Source organism: Arthrobacter sp. P2b, from assembly GCF_900168295.1.
In the GTDB taxonomy this organism is placed as follows: Bacteria; Actinomycetota; Actinomycetes; order Actinomycetales; family Micrococcaceae; genus Arthrobacter.
This window is the reverse complement of the sequence record NZ_FVZL01000001.1, coordinates 815156-832788: the sequence shown is the minus strand read 5'-3', so window position 1 is coordinate 832788 and position 17633 is coordinate 815156. Positions and strand designations below refer to the sequence as shown.

General features: G+C 67.6%; 14 protein-coding genes. 8 read left to right on the top strand and 6 right to left on the bottom strand.

The window, feature by feature from the left end; all coding sequences use genetic code 11:
• Positions 1–30: 30 nt before the first annotated feature.
• Positions 31–543 (bottom strand): metallopeptidase family protein, encoded by a 513-nt coding sequence (locus tag B5520_RS03660; protein WP_079595674.1) that lies wholly within the window; start codon positions 541–543, stop codon positions 31–33.
• A 119-nt stretch (positions 544–662) separates the two neighbouring features.
• Between B5520_RS03660 and B5520_RS03655 the strand changes: the two genes are divergently transcribed.
• The 4 genes from B5520_RS03655 (at position 663) to B5520_RS03640 (ending at position 4245) form a co-directional block, all read left to right on the top strand.
• Positions 663–1052, top strand: coding sequence for a DUF3499 domain-containing protein (locus tag B5520_RS03655; protein WP_079595673.1), 390 nt, complete (start codon positions 663–665; stop codon positions 1050–1052).
• A gap of 79 nt (positions 1053–1131) precedes the next feature.
• Entirely contained in the window at positions 1132–1368 is a 237-nt protein-coding gene (locus tag B5520_RS03650) for a Trm112 family protein (RefSeq protein WP_079595672.1), read from the top strand.
• A gap of 99 nt (positions 1369–1467) precedes the next feature.
• Entirely contained in the window at positions 1468–2946 is a 1479-nt protein-coding gene (gene ahcY / locus B5520_RS03645) for an adenosylhomocysteinase (RefSeq protein WP_079595671.1), read from the top strand.
• Positions 2947–3009: 63 nt separating this feature from the next.
• Positions 3010–4245, top strand: a complete 1236-nt coding sequence (locus B5520_RS03640) for a L,D-transpeptidase (protein ID WP_079595670.1) — start codon at positions 3010–3012, stop codon at positions 4243–4245.
• A 2-nt stretch (positions 4246–4247) separates the two neighbouring features.
• Here B5520_RS03640 and B5520_RS03635 read toward each other — a convergent pair whose 3' ends face one another.
• Positions 4248–5048: an RDD family protein gene (locus tag B5520_RS03635; RefSeq protein WP_079595669.1), complete on the bottom strand. Its 801-nt coding sequence runs from the start codon at positions 5046–5048 to the stop codon at positions 4248–4250.
• A gap of 70 nt (positions 5049–5118) precedes the next feature.
• Between B5520_RS03635 and B5520_RS03630 the strand changes: the two genes are divergently transcribed.
• Together B5520_RS03630 and B5520_RS03625 are read left to right on the top strand one after the other, a co-directional pair.
• Positions 5119–6111, top strand: a complete 993-nt coding sequence (locus B5520_RS03630; RefSeq protein WP_181039483.1) for a stage II sporulation protein M — start codon at positions 5119–5121, stop codon at positions 6109–6111.
• Between the two features lie 129 nt (positions 6112–6240).
• A complete protein-coding gene (locus B5520_RS03625; protein ID WP_079595667.1) occupies positions 6241–7416 on the top strand; it encodes a TIGR01906 family membrane protein in 1176 nt (391 codons plus the stop codon).
• Here B5520_RS03625 and B5520_RS03620 read toward each other — a convergent pair.
• Both B5520_RS03620 and B5520_RS03615 read right to left on the bottom strand, forming a co-directional pair.
• The gene (locus B5520_RS03620) at positions 7407–9236 is read right to left on the bottom strand and encodes an AMP-dependent synthetase/ligase (RefSeq protein WP_079595666.1); all 1830 of its coding nucleotides are present in this window, start codon (positions 9234–9236) and stop codon (positions 7407–7409) included. The genes B5520_RS03625 and B5520_RS03620 overlap by 10 nt on opposite strands.
• A 67-nt stretch (positions 9237–9303) precedes the next feature.
• Positions 9304–11046, bottom strand: a complete 1743-nt coding sequence (locus B5520_RS03615; RefSeq protein WP_079595665.1) for a dolichyl-phosphate-mannose--protein mannosyltransferase — start codon at positions 11044–11046, stop codon at positions 9304–9306.
• Positions 11047–11091: 45 nt separating this feature from the next.
• On the opposite strand from B5520_RS03615, the gene rsmI reads away from it, so the two are divergent.
• Both rsmI and B5520_RS03605 read left to right on the top strand, forming a co-directional pair.
• Positions 11092–11967, top strand: coding sequence for a 16S rRNA (cytidine(1402)-2'-O)-methyltransferase (rsmI, locus tag B5520_RS03610; RefSeq protein WP_079595664.1), 876 nt, complete (start codon positions 11092–11094; stop codon positions 11965–11967).
• A gap of 182 nt (positions 11968–12149) precedes the next feature.
• Positions 12150–13649 carry an NAD-dependent succinate-semialdehyde dehydrogenase gene (locus B5520_RS03605; RefSeq protein WP_079595663.1) on the top strand — a complete coding sequence of 500 codons (1500 nt, stop codon included), beginning with the start codon at positions 12150–12152 and terminating at the stop codon, positions 13647–13649.
• A gap of 35 nt (positions 13650–13684) precedes the next feature.
• Here B5520_RS03605 and B5520_RS03600 read toward each other — a convergent pair whose 3' ends face one another.
• Positions 13685–16165: a transglutaminase TgpA family protein gene (locus B5520_RS03600; protein ID WP_079595662.1), complete on the bottom strand. Its 2481-nt coding sequence runs from the start codon at positions 16163–16165 to the stop codon at positions 13685–13687.
• Complete coding sequence (locus tag B5520_RS03595) at positions 16162–17625, bottom strand: DUF58 domain-containing protein (RefSeq protein ID WP_079595661.1); 1464 nt, start codon at positions 17623–17625, stop codon at positions 16162–16164. Before B5520_RS03595 ends, B5520_RS03600 begins: the two co-directional genes overlap by 4 nt.
• Positions 17626–17633: the final 8 nt, after the last annotated feature.

Here is a 17633-nt window from a genome sequence, read left to right as displayed (position 1 = left end):
AGACCCTCCGGGCGGTTGGGGCTGGGTGCGTCAGTAGCGGCGCCGGTACACCGGGTCCAGGGTTTCAGGGGCAACGCCCAGCATCTCCGCGGTGTGCTCCACCACCACGTCGTGGACCAGGTCCTGAAGTTCCTCGACGCCGGGGCAGGCCTGCTCCACGACGCGCCGGTACACCGTGATCATGGGGCCGTCTTCACCGGAAGCAGGCGTGTAGGAGCCCATGGGAATGGGGGCGGAGTCAGCGGCCAGCTGCTCGAGGTCCGGCGGAATCTCGTCCACGCCAAACCGGACGCCGTCCAGTGTCTTGCCCCAGATATCGTGCAGCCGCTGGGCCGAATCCAGGACCATGTCATCAAACCGGTCAGACCGTGTCCGGTAGCCCGGATGGGTGGGAAGCATAACCTCGCCGCGCAGCCCGCGACCGTGGCGGTTCCGGCGGCGCTGCATGAAGCTCCTGCCCGTGGAGTCCCCGCCCGTCTGCTGTGGGGCGTCCGGGTCAGCCAACCGGACCGTAAAGCCTGATTCATGGTTCGATGACTGCATACATTGACTGTAAACCCGGGAAATGATTTACGCGATAGATTCACCCTGCAGCGAAGGCGCGTCACGCCCGCGGCGCCAATGCACGGTTTTGCCGAGTACAGAGAGTAGTCTGTGATGTCGTGGGAGCTATCCGTCAGTGTTCAAGATCTGCCTGCCGCCAGTCGGCGGTAGCTACCCTGACGTACGTCTATGCGGACTCCACGGCTGTTCTCGGCCCCTTGGCTACTTACGCCGAGCCGCATTGTTACGACCTTTGTGAACAGCACGCCGATTCGTTGACGGTCCCCAGGGGCTGGGAAGTCCTGCGACTGGCCATGCCGTCCACGCCGCAGCAGCCCGGCCCTGATGACCTGCTCGCACTCGCCAACGCAGTCAGGGACGCCGCGGCCCTGCCCGCCCAGGCGCCGCAGCTGCCGGCCCAGCGCGGTCCCCATTCGGCGCTCGAAGCTCCTCCGGGCACCGAAGGTACCCGCAGGGGGCACCTGCGCGTCCTGCGCGAGCCGTCCTGAATCGGATCTAACGGTACGCTGGAACCTGCACACCAGTCCGCTACCGGCGCGAGCGCGCCCGCCAGGGAGCATGAACCAAATGCCAAAGATCAGTCCCGAACTGCTGTCCGTCCTGCGTTGTCCCGTGACGGGTTCACCCCTGGTCCAGGACGGCGAGGAACTGGTAGCTACCACTGCCGGGGAAACAGGCGTGAAGCCCCGCTACGCGATAGAGGACGGCATCCCCCTTCTCCTGCCCCCGGAACTGCTGGCCGCAGCAACATCGGCGGGCTCCGACCAGCACGACTCTGCCCCCGGGACTGCCCGGGCCATTTAGCCCCCGCTTACCCGCAGACCAGACCCTGGCGCCCCGAGCGCCGATGAATACGCCGTCCTTCACGGACGAAGCAGTACCGGACACAGCAAAGGACCACCCATGACTTTCGATTACAAGGTTGCCGATATTTCCCTGGCGGAAGCAGGCCGGCACCAGATCCGCCTGGCCGAGCACGAGATGCCCGGCCTCATGTCGCTGCGCGAGGAGTTCGGCCCCAGCCAGCCGCTCAAAGGCGCCAGGATTGCAGGATCGCTGCACATGACCGTGCAGACCGCCGTGCTCATCGAAACCCTGACCGCGCTTGGCGCAGAGGTCCGTTGGGCCTCCTGCAACATCTTCTCCACCCAGGACGAGGCCGCCGCGGCCGTTGTGGTGGGCAAAGGCACCGTTGAGGACCCGCAGGGCGTCCCGGTGTTCGCCTGGAAGGGCGAAACCCTCGAGGAATACTGGTGGACCGCAGAACAGATCCTGACCTGGCCGGGTGCGGAGTCCAACCCTGAACTGGGACCCAACATGATCCTGGACGACGGCGGCGACGCCACCATGCTGGTGCACAAGGGCGCCGAATTCGAGGCCGTGGGCAACGTCCCGTCCGCCGGCCCCGCCGATTCCGAAGAGTACGGCATCTTCCTTGACGTGATCCGGCGCTCCATCGCAGCCGACCCGCAGAAGTGGACGCGCACCGCCTCCACCATCAAGGGCGTCAGCGAAGAAACCACCACGGGCGTCCACCGCCTCTACCAGCTGGCAGAGCAGGGCAAGCTGCTGTTCCCCGCCATCAACGTCAACGACTCCGTAACCAAGAGCAAGTTCGACAACAAGTACGGGATCCGGCACTCCCTGCCGGACGGCATCAACCGTGCCACGGACGTGCTCATGGGCGGCAAGGTCGCCGTCGTCTGCGGCTACGGTGACGTCGGAAAGGGCGCCGCGGAAGCACTGCGGGGCCAGGGATCGCGCGTGATCGTGACCGAGATCGACCCCATCTGCGCCCTGCAGGCTGCCATGGACGGCTACCAGGTGGCAAAGCTCGAATCGGTCCTGGCCCAGGGGGACATCTTCATCACCACCACGGGCAACAAGGATGTCATCATGGCCGAGCACATGGCCGGCATGAAGAACAAGGCCATCGTCGGCAACATTGGCCACTTCGACAACGAGATCGACATGGCAGGCCTGGCCAGGATCCCCGGCATCAAGAAGGTGGAGATCAAGCCGCAGGTCCACGAGTGGGTGTTCGACGCAGGAACTGCGTCCGAGCGTTCCATCATCGTCCTGTCCGAGGGCCGCCTGCTGAACCTGGGCAACGCCACGGGACACCCGTCCTTCGTGATGAGCAACTCCTTCGCCAACCAGACCATCGCGCAGATTGAGCTGTGGACCAAGAAGGACCAGCCCGAAGGCGAACGCGAGTACGAAAACCAGGTGTACGTCCTGCCCAAGGTCCTGGACGAAAAGGTGGCCCGCCTGCACCTCGACGCCCTGGGCGTGGAGCTGACGGAGCTGACGAAGGACCAGGCCGAGTACCTGGACATCGACGTCGCCGGCCCCTACAAGCCCGAACATTATCGTTACTAAGAAGTAAAGTGCCCGGGTGCCGAGCGCACCCGGGTTGTTACTTCCAGCATTTAGGATCGGAATATGGAGCCCGAAGCACCCCGCCGCCCGCGGACCTTGAAGAAAATTCTCATCGTCACCGTGGTGTGCCTCCTCGCAGCAGCCGGCGGTGTTTTCGCCGCCGTCGCGCCGGGACTCGCGGGCGGCGCCCTGGAATCCGAAGCCGGCTCCGCCGTCCGGTCGTCTCCGGGCATCGCCTCGCCCGTGATCGCCCCGGTGAAACTCGATGCGGCACCCGCGAACGGTGCCAAACAGGTCAATCCTGCCGCCCCCGTTTCACTCAAGGTCAGCAACGGGACCATCGAGCGCGTGACCCTCACCAGTACCTCCGGTGAAACGGTGGAAGGCCGCATCGACCCGCAGGGCACCGGCTGGTCCGCGTCCGGGCCGCTGGAATTCAATACCGATTACAGCTACACCTGGGTGGTCAAGGACGGCGCGGGGCGCGAAACGAGCACAACGCAGTCCTTCAGCACCGTCTCAAGCTCGCATGAGGCTGACGCGGCCATCTACCCCCTTGACGGGATGAAGGTGGGGGTGGGGCAGCCGCTGCAGATCATCTTCAGCGAACCCGTGCTGAACCGCGACGCCGTCGAGAAGGCCATCAAGATCACCAGCAGCGCAGGCCAGGTGGGAGCCTTCCACTGGCACAGCGACACCATGGTCCGGTACCGGGCGGAGGGCTTCTGGGCCGCCAATTCCACCATTGCCATGGACATGCAGCTCTTCGGCGTGGACCTGGGCAACGGGCAGATTGCCAACTTCAACAAGAAAGTGAACGTGGCCATCGGGGACAAGAAGGTGGCTGTCGCCGACGCCGCTGCCCACACCTTCACCCTCAGCATCAACGACCAGCCGGTCAAGACGCTGCCGGTCAGCATGGGGGACAAGCGCTTCCCGTCCGCCCGCGGTTACGGCGTGCTGATGGAGAAGAAGCGCTACGACCACTTCCGGGCTTCCAGCATCGGGTTGAAGCCCGACGACCCGGCCTACTACGGCGACGTGGACGTCGAGTACACCATCAGGCTGACGCTGAGCGGAGCCTATATCCACCAGGCCCTCGAGTCCGCCTACCCCTTCATCGGCAACACCAACGTCTCACACGGCTGCATCGGTTTTGCCCCCGACGGCGCCGCCTGGGTCTTCGAGAACATGGGTACCGGCGACGTGGTGCAGATCGTGAACACGGAAGGCGACTACGCCGCGCACGACGATGGGTTCGGCGACTGGAACATTCCCTGGAGCGAGTACGACAACTGACGTCAACTGCTGAAAGGCAGCCGCTGGAGGCGCTCGCCCACCTCGGTGTTGCGCCGCCGCTGCTGCGTCAGCCTGGTGAGTTCCCGGTTCCGGCGTTCAGCGACGACGGCGGCAAGGTAGTCATCCGGGCTGGTTCCGGCGGGCGGGGCGGGAGCCACGTGGGCTGACAGTTCCGTGGCGATTGACGCGGCCATGCCGGCACGTGACAGCGGGGCCATCCTGGCCGCCTGGCGGATGAACTGGGAGGCCCTGCGCGCCGTCGCATCGGGGATCCTTCCGATATCCGCCGCGGCCGCCCAGGCACGCAGCTTCGGCGGTACAAAGACCGGCACGGCCTGCTCCACGGGAACCCGGCGGCGGATGGCATAGGTTCCGGCCAGCAGGTCGCCGAGGCGGCGGGACCTGTCATTGAACAGGGCTACGCACAGCGCCAGCCCGCCGAAGGTCAGGTAAATCTCGAGGAACCCCGTGAGCCCGCGGATCACGGCATGGCGGAAGCGGATTGCGCCCCCGTCGTCCCGCACCACGCGCAGGCCGGTCGCCAGCTTGCCCAGTGACAGGCCCCGGCTCAGTGTCTCCACCGCCACCGGAACGATCACCAGGCAAAAGACCACGCTGGAAAGGACCAGGGCGCGCATGGCTGCCTCATCAAGGTCCGCACCGGCCGCGGCCAGGCCAATCAGGATTCCCACCAGCAGCACGACGTTGAAGAGGACATCAAGGACCAGGCCCAGCGCACGGGCCGCGAAGGATGCGGGCCGCAGTTCCAGGACTACTGCCTCGCCGGTGACTATCGAACTCACAGTGCGTACCCATTCCTCGCGGCTCGTGGTGCAGACGGTCAAAGTCTAGTGGTGGCACTAGGCTGGGCCCGTGGATATGGACGCCTTCTCCGCCGTGAACGCGGACAAATGGTCACGGCTGCACCACCTTGCCACAAAGGGCAGGCTCAGCGGACGTGAGGCCGATGAACTGCTGGCGCTGTACCAGTCGACGTCCTCGCATCTGTCCCTGATCCGCTCCGTCGCCCCCGAAAGCGGCCTTTCCGCCTCACTGTCGGCCACGCTGGCCCAGGCCAGGACCCGCTTCACCGGCGCACGGTCCAACCCGATGGCGGACCTCGCACGGTTCTTCGTGGTGGCACTTCCGGCCGCGTTCTACCGGCTTACCTGGCTGACATTGGCCTGCGGGGCCGCGTTCATCCTCATCGGTGCCGCCTATGCCCTCTGGATCGGCACGTCGCCCGAGGCGCTGCGGGCAGTAGCCTCCGAGGCCGCCGCCCAACAGTATGTCGAGGAAGACTTCATCGACTATTACTCGGAGAACCCGGCGGCGTCCTTCGCGGGCGCGGTATGGACGAACAACGCCTGGATCAGCGCGCAGGCCGTAGCCCTCGGCATTACGGGGGTCTGGGTCCCGATGATCCTGTTCAGCAATGCCCAAGGGGTGGGCATTGCAGCCGGGGTCTTCGCTGCCGCGGGCAAGTCCGACGTGTTCTTCAGCTACATCCTGCCGCACGGCCTGATGGAACTCACCGCAGTGTTTGTGGCCTGCGCGGCAGGGCTGCGGGTTTTTTGGGCCATGGTGTCGCCGGGCCCGCGGACCAGGAGCCGGGCGGTGGCGGAGGAGGGCAGGTCGCTGATAACGGTGGCACTCGGCCTGGTGCTGGTGCTTTTCGTGTCCGGACTGGTGGAGGGGTTCATCACGCCCAGCCCGTTGCCGGTGTGGGCGAAGATCAGCATCGGCGCCGGAGTGCTGGCCTCTTACTGGGTTTACGTCCTGGTCTGGGGCAGGCGCGCCTACCTCTCAGGGGAACGTGGTGACCTTCGCCCCGGGGATGCCGGCTACACGGAAATCGCTGCCTGAATCGTTGTAATACCGCCGGGGTGGTTCCTCGCCCACGCCAAGGCCCGGACTGTAGGCTCGTCAACAGATAGAGCGCCGCGCCGGCGGACCCTCGCGCGGCACGGAAAACCCAACGGAAGTGACGCTGCTGTGAAAGACGAAACACCGGCCCGCGCCAAGAGCGCCGCGCCGCAGCCGGACCCTTTCCTGGATACGTCCGGGGACTCCGAGGAGCCCGCTTTTTCCTGGCTGACGCCCGCTGGAAAGGGCGACGCCGGGACGGAAGCCGAAGGCACTTCCACCGCCGAAGGCCCGTCCGTGGGGTCTTCCCGGGTGTCATCGCAGGCCGACACCCATGGACCCGGCTCGACCACTAATCCCCAGGCGGAGAGCAGGGCTGGCCGTAAAGCCGCGGAGGCTGCCGCCGAACCCTCCGGCGGGGCAGCACCAACGGAGGCCGCCGCCGCATCGGAGACGGTCCCGCCGTCGGACTCCGACGGGTCGACCGGCCACGGCAGTTCGCCCGTCTTCAAGGAACCCCTTCCCACGTCCGCGCTGCACGTACGTCCGCCGGAGGAGGAGGTGGCGCGCCGCAACGCAGAGCGGGAGAGCGCCGCCAACGCCAAGCCGGTTGCCCCGCGGGTGATACAGGTCCTCCTTGCCATTTTCTTCCCGGTGGTCCTCCTGGTCCTTGCCGTGCGCGCAGTGACCAGTCCCTTGTTCCTGTGGGTGGAATACAACCGCCCCGGCTTCCCCGGCGACGGCTACGGCTTCAGCACGGACGACCGCATGACCTACGGCTCCTACGCGGTGGACTACCTGACAAACTGGGCAGGTCCGCGGTACCTGGGGGACCTGGTGCACCGCAGCGGCGACAAACTGTTCAAGGACGGCGAAGTCAGCCACATGGCCGACGTCAAGGCGGTGATCCTGTCGACCTTTGGTGCCGGCGCGCTGCTGCTTCTCCTGGGCCTCATCGCCGTCCTGTACCTGCGGAAGCGGAGCAGGGGCGGTGTCCGCAGGGGCCTGTTCGCGGGTTCCATCGTCACCCTGGTCCTCATCCTCGGCCTCGGCACGTTGGCTGTCCTGGGCTGGCAGCAGTTCTTCACCGAGTTCCACCGCATTTTCTTCGCCGACGGGTCCTGGACCTTCAGCCTCGACGACACCCTGATCCGACTGTTCCCCGGCCAGTTCTGGATTGACGCCGGCCTGGTGATCGCAGGCCTGGTGCTCCTGACGGCGCTGGTGACGCTGGTCCTCACCTGGCCCACACGCCGCCGCCGCGGGCTGCTGCGCGAGGAGCCGGCGGCGGAGGGTCAAGCGTAAAGCCTGGCGACGTCCGCCTGGAAGTCCTGCACGACGGCGGCCCGCTTCAGTTTGAGCGACGGCGTCAGGTGTCCGGACTCCACGGTGAATTCTGTATCGAGGAGCGAGAAGGAGCGGATGGATTCGGCCTTGGACACGAGCAGGTTGGCCTGATCCACCGCTTCCTGCACCGCCTTGACCACCTCGGGATCCGCGACGGCTTCGCGGCGGGGGAGCGGCGGCAGGCCGCGCTCGGAGCGCCAGTTGTCCAGGCCCTCCGGGTCCAGGGTCACCAGGGCTGACACGAACGGTTTGCCGTCGCCCACCACCACCGCGTGGCCCACCAGCGGGTGGGAACGGATGGTTTCCTCGAGTGGTCCCGGTGCCACGTTCTTGCCGCCTGCGGTCACCAGCAGGTCCTTCTTCCGGCCGGTAACGGTGAGGTAGCCATCGCGGTCAAGTATGCCGAGATCACCGGTGCGGAAGAAGCCGTCCACGAAGGCTTCGGCGTTCGCTGCCGGGTTGTTGTGATAACCCTTGAAGACGCCGATGCCCTTGACCAGGATCTCCCCGTCCTCGGCCACCCGGATGGTGGTGCCGGGAATGGGGATGCCCACCGTCCCCACCCGCGTGCGCGATGGAGTGTTGACCGTGCACGGAGCCGTGGTTTCGGTCAGGCCATACCCCTCCAGTACGGGAATGCCTGCCCCGCGGAAGAAGTGCGCGTCCTCGAGCGCCAGCGGGCTCGCGCCGGAGACGGTGTACCCTACCTGGCCGCCCAGTGCCTGGCGGAGCCGGGGATACAGCAACCGGTCAAACACCCCGTGCCGGACTTTCAGCAGCAGGCCGGGGCCGGGGCCGTCGCCGCGGCTTTGGCTGTCCAGGTCCCGCGAGTAGGCGATGGCCGCAGCCGAGGCAGCCTTGAACAGGCGGCCCTTCCCGGCCACTGCTGCCTTGTGGGCGGCGGTGGCCCGGACTTTTTCGAAGATCCGCGGGACCACCAGGAGAAACGTGGGCCGGAACGTCCCCAGGTCATCCAGGAGCTGCGCCGCCCCCGGAGTGTGCCCCAGGGTGGCCCCCGCCGCGAGGCAGACCACCTGGACGGCCCGCGCCAGGACGTGGGCCAGCGGCAGGAACATCAGCGTGCGCGCCTGGTCCTTCAGCAGCAGTTCCGGAAGGAACGCGACGATGTTCCTGGCCACCAGCGCAAAATTCCCGTGCGTGATCTCGCAGCCCTTGGGGTTGCCTGTGGTGCCCGAGGTATAGACGAGGGACGCGACGCCGTCCAGCCCTGCCCGGCTCCGGTGCCGCTCCAGCTCGGCGTCGCTGACTCCGGCCCCCGCGGCGGCGAGGCTGGCCAGGTTGGGTGCCGCGCCGTCGTCGTCCATCCTGACCACGTTCACCAGGCGGTCCCGGAGCGGGGGCGAGCCGGCAACAACACCGGCCACCAGCTCCACCGTCGCCTGGTCCTGCGCAAACACCCGCCGCACCCCCGCGTCGCGGATGATCCACTCCACCTGGCGTGCGGAGGACGTCTCGTAGATGGGGACCGTCACCCCGCCGGCGAACCAGATGGCGAAATCCACCAAGGTCCATTCATAGGAGGTGGCGGACATAACGGCCACGGTGTCACCGGGTTCCAGTCCACCTGCAATGAGTCCCTTGGCCAGCGCACTGACGTCCTGCAGGAATTTTCCGGTGGGGACATCCACCCAGCCGTTGGGGCCCTTGCGACGGTAGAGGGCATGGGCCGGGTTGGCGGCGTGCTGTTCCAACAGCAGGTCCGTGACGTTGCTGTCAGCATCCAGCTCAACCAGCAGTTCGATGCTTGCTTCCCTCACAGATGGTCTCCGTTCCGCTGCCAGGCCGCGGCAGCGGCTTCGATCGGGGCTCTGATGCAATCCTGCCCTAGATCCAGGACGGCATCCACATCCTGACTTTCCAGTCCACGTAGGGGATGGTCTCTGCTGCCCAGATCGGGTAGAAGAAGGCTGAGAGCAGGACGGCGGCCGCCACGAACAGCACCACGAGGTACAGCCCGGAGCGCCGGCGCCACGGCGGATCCGCGGCCCTGCCCAGGACGAGGCCCAGGCAATACACCAGCGCCAGGATGAGGAAGGGCTCAAATGACACGGCGTAGAAGTAGAACATGGTCCGCTCCGGGTAAAGGAACCACGGAAGGTATCCGGCGCCCACGCCCAGGAGTACCGCGCCGGCCCGCCAGTCCCGCCGCCCGGCCCACCAGAACAGCAGTACCACCAGCGAGATGGCGGCACCCCACCAGATCAGGGGGTTGCCCACGGACAGGATGGCCGAGGTGCACTTGGCCACGTCGCACCCCGGCGTGCCTTGCTCAGGGGATTCGTAGAAGAACGACGTCGGCCGGCCAAGGACCAGCCAGCTCCAGGCGCTTGCCTCGTACGGGTGGTCGGATCCCAGGCCCTGGTGGAAGGTGTACGCTTCGCGGTGGTAGTGGGCCAGGGACCTGATGGAGTCCGGCAGCCAGGCCCATTCAGGGGAGGGATTGCCCGCAGCCCAGTTGCGGAAGTAGGCGTCTTCCGAGCGGAACCAGCCTGTCCACGCCGCCGCGTACACCAGGCCGGCAACGGGGACCATGCTGAGGAAAGCGGGGATTCCGTCTTTGATGACGCCGCCGCTGATCCAGCCGCGGATTCCCGCCACCCGCCGGGCGCTGAGGTCCCAAAAGACCGTCAGGAGGCCAAACCCGGCGAGGAAAAACAGTCCGGACCATTTGGTGCCAATGGCCAGGCCCAGGCAGAGGCCCGCGGCCACCCTCCACCAGCGGACACCCAGCCAGGGCCCGGACAGCAGCAGGGCAGCCGGCGGCAGTCCGCCGTTCCGGATCGCGGCCTGTGCCAGCCGGGCAGCGAGCCGGCGCCGGCCGTCATCGCGGTCCACCAGCAGTGCACCGAAGGCGGCGAGGATCCAGAACATCAGGAAGATGTCCAGCAGGGAGGTGCGTGACATCACCAGGTGGTGACCGTCCACGGCCAGGAGCAGGCCCGCGGCACCGGCCAGCGGCAGCGACCGGAACAGCTTCAGGGCGATCAGGGACACGAGGAGGATGGAGAGGGTTCCGGTCAGGGCTGCCGCGAAGCGCCAGCCGAAGGCGTTGTCCGCACCGAAAATCCACATCCCGGCGGCGATCATCCATTTGCCCACCGGCGGATGGACCACGTACTCGGGGGAGCTGAGCAGGACCGTGGGGTCACCTGCATTGAAGGAATCGTTCGCCTTGTCCGGCCAGTTGCGTTCGTAGCCGCTGATGAGGAAGGAGTATGCGTCCTTGACGTAGTACGTCTCATCGAAGACCAGCTTTTGCGGAGTCTCCAGCCGGACAAACCGGAGGATGCCTCCGGCCACTGCCGTCAGGACCGGGACGAGCAGGAACCAGAGGCGCAGCGACGGCGGATAGTCCCGCCAGGACCGGACCCCTCCCAGGAGCCGCTCCTGCAGCGCTTCACGGGTGAACGCCTCTTCCGGGGGCCTGATCCAGGTACGGGATCCGCGGCCGCCTGATCCTGCGCCCCGGCCTTCCGCCGCAGCCTCCGTAGCTGCCGTACCGGATGCGGCGGGAGCGGCGTGTCCGGCTCCGGGCGGCCGCGTCGAGGTCTGCGTCACGAGCCCCATGCTACCTTTTGCGGCCGCAGTCCCCCTCAGCAGTAGGCTGGTGGCGTGGACCCTAACCCCAGCACCCCTCCAGAATCCGGCCCGGCAGCGCCAGGACGCATTGTCCTGGCCGCCACTCCGATCGGAAACACGGGTGACGCTTCCGCCCGGCTCGTGGAGCTGCTGGGAACGGCGGACATCGTTGCGGCAGAGGACACCCGCCGCCTGCACCGGCTGGTCCAGAGCCTGGGGGTCACAGTGGCCGGCCGGGTCATCAGTTACCACGAGCACAACGAGGCGACGAAGACGGCGGAGCTTTTGGACCAGGTGCGGACCGGCAGCACCCTTGTGATGGTCACGGACGCCGGCATGCCCTCCGTGTCCGATCCGGGCTTCCGGCTGGTGGAAGGTGCCGTTGCGGCGGGGTTGACCGTTACCGCCGTGCCGGGCCCTTCGGCTGTGCTGACTGCCCTGGCATTGTCCGGCCTGCCCACCGACCGGTTCTGCTTCGAAGGGTTCCTCCCACGGAAATCCGGGGAACGCGCCTCCCGGCTGGCAGACCTCGCCGGGGAACGCCGGACCATGGTGTTCTTCGAGGCGCCGCACCGCCTCGAAGCCATGCTGCGGGCACTGCGGGAACGGTTCGGGCCTGAGCGGCCCATCGCCGTGTGCCGGGAACTGACAAAGACCTACGAAGAAGTCATCCGCGGGTCCCTCGGCGAGCTTTTGCAGTGGGCTGAGGATACGGAGGTCCGGGGCGAGATCGCCGTTGTGCTTGGCGGGGCGCCCGAACAGGCTGCCGGCACGCCCGAGGACCACGTGGCCGCGGTCAACGAACTGGTGGCCCAGGGCATCCGGCTCAAGGAAGCGGTGGCTGCTGTTGCGGACGACGTCCGGGTGAGCAAAAGGGAGCTCTATTCGGCCGTGTTGGCGGCCCGCTGACGGTAGCCGACGGGCCGGGTTGCTGCTGTGCAGATGCACAGGAGAACGGCGTTGGGGCAGTGCGCCGCGGCGTAGACCGGGGCGGTGGCCCGCAGTAGTCTGACAGTTAATCAGCCTGATGAGCCCGGTCACTCCGGCCGCCGCCGCAGGGCTGCAACAACCCTACTGACGAGGGAGTCATCGTGACTGTCACTGCACAGCCAGCCGTTACCGCGGACCGCGAAAGCCGGCTTCTGGCCTCTGTCCCCACCGGACTGCTGATTAATGGTGAGTGGCGCGCCGCCGCCTCCGGCAAGACCTTCGACGTCGAGGATCCCGCCACCGGGAACGTCCTGCTCAGCATTGCCGACGCCGGCGCCGAGGATGGCGCCGCGGCGCTGGACGCCGCCGCTGCCGCGCAGGAGTCCTGGGCGAAGGTCCCGCCGCGTGAACGCGGCGAAATCCTGCGCCGGGCTTTTGACCTGGTGACCGAACGCGCCGAGGACTTCGCACTCCTGATGACCATGGAAATGGGCAAGCCGCTCGCCGAAGCCCGCGGTGAGGTGACCTATGGTGCCGAATTCCTGCGCTGGTTCTCCGAGGAAGCCGTCCGTGCTTTCGGCCGCTACTCGGTGTCCCCGGACGGCAAGTCCCGGCTCCTGGTCACCAAGAAGCCCGTTGGCCCCTGCCTGCTGATCACCCCGTGGAACTTCCCGCTGGCCATGGCCACCCGCAAGATCGCCCCGGCCGTCGCGGCCGGCTGCACCATGGTCCTGAAGTCAGCGAACCTCACCCCGCTGACCTCCCAGCTGTTCGCCGCCGTGATGCAGGAAGCCGGCCTGCCCGCCGGTGTCCTGAACGTCATCCCCACCTCCACCGCCGGCGCCACAACGGGCCCGCTGATCAAGGACGCCCGGCTCCGGAAGCTGTCCTTCACCGGTTCCACAGAGGTGGGCCGCCGCCTGCTGGCTGACGCGTCCGAGACCGTGCTGCGCACTTCCATGGAACTGGGCGGCAACGCCCCCTTCGTCGTCTTCGAGGACGCCGACCTGGATGCCGCCGTCGCCGGCGCCATGCTCGCGAAGCTCCGGAACATGGGCGAGGCCTGCACCGCGGCCAACCGCTTCATCGTCCACGAATCCGTGGCAGCCGAGTTCGCGGAGAAGTTCGCCGCGAAGATGAAGGAGATGACCACCGCCCGGGGCACCGAGCCGGAGTCCAAGGTGGGCCCGCTGATCGACGCCAAGAGCCGGGACAAGGTCCACGAGCTGGTCTCCGACGCCGTTGCCTCCGGCGCAAAGGCCGTCCTGGGCGGCGGACCGGTGGAGGGCCCGGGCTACTTCTACCAGCCCACCATCCTCTCGGGCGTCACCGAAGGCACCCGCATCCTGTCCGAGGAGATCTTCGGGCCGGTGGCACCGATCATCACCTTCAGCAGCGAGGACGACGCCGTGCGCCTGGCAAACAACACCGAATACGGGCTGGTGGCCTACGTCTTCACCAAGGACCTCAACCGCGGCATCCGGATGGGCGAAAAGCTCGAAACCGGCATGCTCGGCCTGAACGCCGGCGTCATCTCCAACGCCGCCGCACCCTTTGGCGGCGTCAAGCAGTCCGGGCTGGGCCGCGAAGGCGGCCTCGAAGGCATCGAGGAATACCTCTACACCCAGTACATCGGCATCGCCGACCCCTACGCCGGGTAATCCCCGGACGGCACCAACTGGAGCCGCCGCCCGCCCTACCGTGAACGCACGGGCCAGGAGCGTGCGGCGGCTTTTGCCGTTACAGCCAACGCCCGTCCGGCGGCCCTGAAGGGCGCGGCAATGATCCGCCCCAGCCGTCCCATCACGGACGGTGGAAGCCACGCGGCCCGAAGCCTCTGCGGCAGGGTGGCATTGGCGCGCAACGCGAGCTCCAAGGCAGCCAGCTGCCCGGACGCGGCGCCGCCTTTTGCGCCTGTCCCGGTCCGTCCGCCGTCGTCCGCATCCTGTCCGCCGGCTGACGGCGGGGGCGGGCCGAACCTGTGCCGCTCGAAGCCTGCGGTGAGTGCAACCGCGGCGCGGTGGGCCGCCTCGTCCATCCCGCCGGGTTCCCCCAGATGCCCACGCAGCCGCGTGGAATAGGCCCGCGGGGTCTCGCTGGAGCCCGGGGCTACGCCGTAGTCGGTGCCCAGGTCCAGCATTTCAGTCCAGGCCAGGGGGACGGCGTCCCCGGGATCCCTTGGGCGGAGGCGCCGGGCACGGATGGCGGTCCGGACCAGATGCGGCGACGCGGCCAGGAGTGCAACGCCCAGGACTCCGCCGGCCCCGAACAGCCATGGCAGGAGCTGCAGGCCATCGTCGCTGCCACCGCCTGTCCCCGGGGCCGGAAGCGGCGTGGCACTGGGCACCGGGGCGGGGGCCGGAGTGGCGTCGGGAATCAGGTCGTCATTGTTGTCAAGCGACCCGGGGGCAGTCGGGGCGGACGAGTCCGTGGCATATTCGGGGACCACGCCGCGGGAGGGTGTGGGCTCGAAAGGTACCCAGCCCAGGCCCTGGAAGTACAGCTCCGGCCACGCATGGGCATCGCGGGCGTCCACCTCGAACTCGGGCAGCGTACCCTGGCCTGCCACCGTCACCGTGGCACCTGTCAGCCGTCCCGGGGCATAACCCACGGCGATACGGCTGGGGATCCCTTCCAGCCGTGCCATGACCGCCATTGCCGACGCGTAGTGGATGCAGTAGCCGCTCTTTTGGTCCAGGAAGTCGGCCAGGACCGAGAGCCCGTTCCCGTCGTAGCCGTTTTGCACCGGTGACTGCAGCGAGTAGGTGAACTCCGCCGACCGGAGGAACCGCTGGATGGCCATCGCTTTTTCATAGGGTGAGCTGGCGGACCCGGCCACCGTGCCGGCCGTGGTCCTGACAATCTCCGGGACGTTGCCCGGGACCCTGGTGAAATCGTCGGGGATGTCCCGCACCCCGCTGGATGATTGGGCCAGCAGCCCTGCCGACAGTTTGGGCACTGAGGACGTTACAACGTACTCCTGCCGCCGGGAGCTGACGTCCGTCCCCTTGATGCTCAAGGTGGCGGGATCCCAGGTCCACCGTCCGTCCAGCCCGCGCACCGTTTCGGGGGCGTAGGGCACAGGCAGATAGGGGCTGGTGAAGGTCCCGGTATCGATCGCGGTCACTTGCTGCAGCTGTTCGTCGGCCAGGACTGCATAGCCGGGATCGATCCGTCCGCCCAGGGGAAGCCGCGATGCGTTCCGGTCGTCCGGGCCCCAGGATTCGCCGTCGAAGTGGTCCACGGTGACAGACCGCAGGTACAGCGGGACGGAGGCGTTGGTGGCGTACGTGATCCGCCCGCTTCCGTCCGGTGTCCGCAGGCTGTTCCCGAGGGTAATCATCGGGTTCAGGCCCGTGGAGGTGCCCCAGGGGTTGAGCCGGGAACCCTGCGGGAAGGTGCCCTGGTCGAATCCCGGGATGGCAAGCGGAACCAGCAGGGTGGCAGCAAGCGCAGCGGAGCCCGTCAACGCCGCCCGCCGGACCTGCCCCGGGTTGCGGGCCGAGTCCGCCTGCGTGCGGGCATCCGGCGCGAACCACTGGCTGCAGGCAAGGATCATCAGGTACCCGGCGACAGCGACGGTAAAACCAAAGAAGCCCACGCTCTGCGGCTTGATCATGGCCGGCACCACCAGGATGGCCAGCAGGCCCACGCCGGTGGCTGCCGGCATGCCGAGGGGTACTGCCAGCGCGTCCACCAGGATGACCGCCAAACCCAACACCGCGCAGATCACCATCACGATCCCCACGTTGGGTGCCACGGGTGCGGTTTCGGCCAGCACGGTTTCGCTGGCACGGCGGACCAGCCGCTGCAGTTCGGTAAAGGTGGCGCCGGTGGGGATCAGCCCCAGCAGGCTGGATCCGCGGAAGAACGTCAGGGTGAGGATGGCGCCCAGGGACAGGAAGCCGCCGGCGGTCACCAGCAGTGGTTGGGCCCGGACGGCGCGCAGCGCGGCGAGGGTGAAACTTACCACCAGCACTGTGGTGAGCACCGGCCAGTACCAGGCCCAGCCCCTCAGCACCCCGTTCAAGGACAGGGCAGCACCGCAGACAGCGACGGCAATGGAGGCGGCCATGGCCCACGGAAACGCGCCAACCCTTGGCCGCCCCGCGGATGTTCCCGCCGGGGAAGCAGGCTGTTTGCCGGTGCCGGGGGTCCGGGCCGGGGCCATGGTCATCGCGCCACCCCCGCTCCGCGCCGGACTTCCGCTGTTGGCGCCGGCAATTCAACGTCCTGGTCAAACTGGCCCCAGGCGGCGGTCACCGGGACCGACGGCGGAACGGCCACCGCCCGCCAGCCACCCTGCCGGAGGGCCTCGAGGACAACGGAGTACTCGGCGGGCTTCTCCACAACAACGATGGCAAAGGCGTTGGTTCCGTAGCCGGCGGCAGGGGCCAGGGCCAGCGCCTCCTCCGGAGAAATCCTCCCGAGCACGGCAATCAGGGGGCCGCGCATGCGGTGCGCGGACAGCTTGTCCATCAGTTGGTCGTCAAAGGAAGGGGGCCCGGCGTCCTGGCCGCTGGTGTGCCGGGAGCCAAAAAGCTCGGGACCAGGTGCTTCGCGCCCCACGATTTCCCGAAGCCTGGCATCGCGCCGCTGATGATGTGGCCCGGTGAGCTGGATGGCCGCGAGGCTCTCGGCAATGGACTGGAGCCCGGAGGCGCCGCTGTACTCCTCGGCCTCGGGATCCGGTGACGAGTGCGAATGAAGGAAGGCCGGTTCCCCGCGCGTGTCCAGCAGGCGCAGGCCGTAGTTGCGTTCTGCAAGGTGGGCGCTGATGGACATGGCCGCTACTACCGACCATTCAAAGGTTTCGCTGGTGACCATGGAATGGCTGTCCTGCGCGGCCAGTCCCGCCAAAGTGGGCGGGGACCCGCCGGAGAACGCCATGAACCGGTGGTCCAGGACGATCGTTGCCTCGGGCGTCGTGACGGATTCCTCCTGGCGGACCATCAGGGCACCGTGGCGGGCGGTGGCTGCCCAGTGGACGCGGCGCATGGGGTCGCCGTGGCGGTATTCACGGGTCATCACGTCGTCGTCGCTGGGGTTTGCGCGGATTCTGGTGGCGGTGACGCCGTCGTTTCCCCGGGCTCCGGCGAGCCCCGTCAGGGGAAGGACGACGGCGGCAGGCGTCACGGTGAGCGTGTCGCCGTCGTCAATGGCCTGGCGGTGCAGTGAGAGCCCGAACGGGTCCGTGAACTCGGCCGTGACAGGGCCGATCCTGAACTGGCCGCGCTGGGCGGATCGCAGGTGGTATTCGTAGCGGCTTGTTCCGCCGGTGGCTGAGCGGGAGGGGAACCGGAACACGGGAGACTCGCCGAAGCGGGGCGGCAGCCGTTCCTCCATGGTGGCCCGGCCGCTTGCGGTTCCCGTCCGGGCCACCGCCAGCCGCACGGTGGTGGGGGAAGACGTCTCCACCGGGGACGGATTGAACTCGCGGTACACGCGGAAGCGGGGCTTCACCAGGCGGATGCCGGCCAGCGAAACCAGGGGGAGGACCAGCAACAGGACACTGAGCGTCAGGAGATCCCGCCGCCCCATGACGTGGGCGGCCGCGAGGGCAGCAGCGCCGGCCCCCAGCATTCCCCAGCCGCGCTGGGTGAAGAGGTGCCGTGGCAGTCTGTCGAGCAGCGCCATGGGTCCGC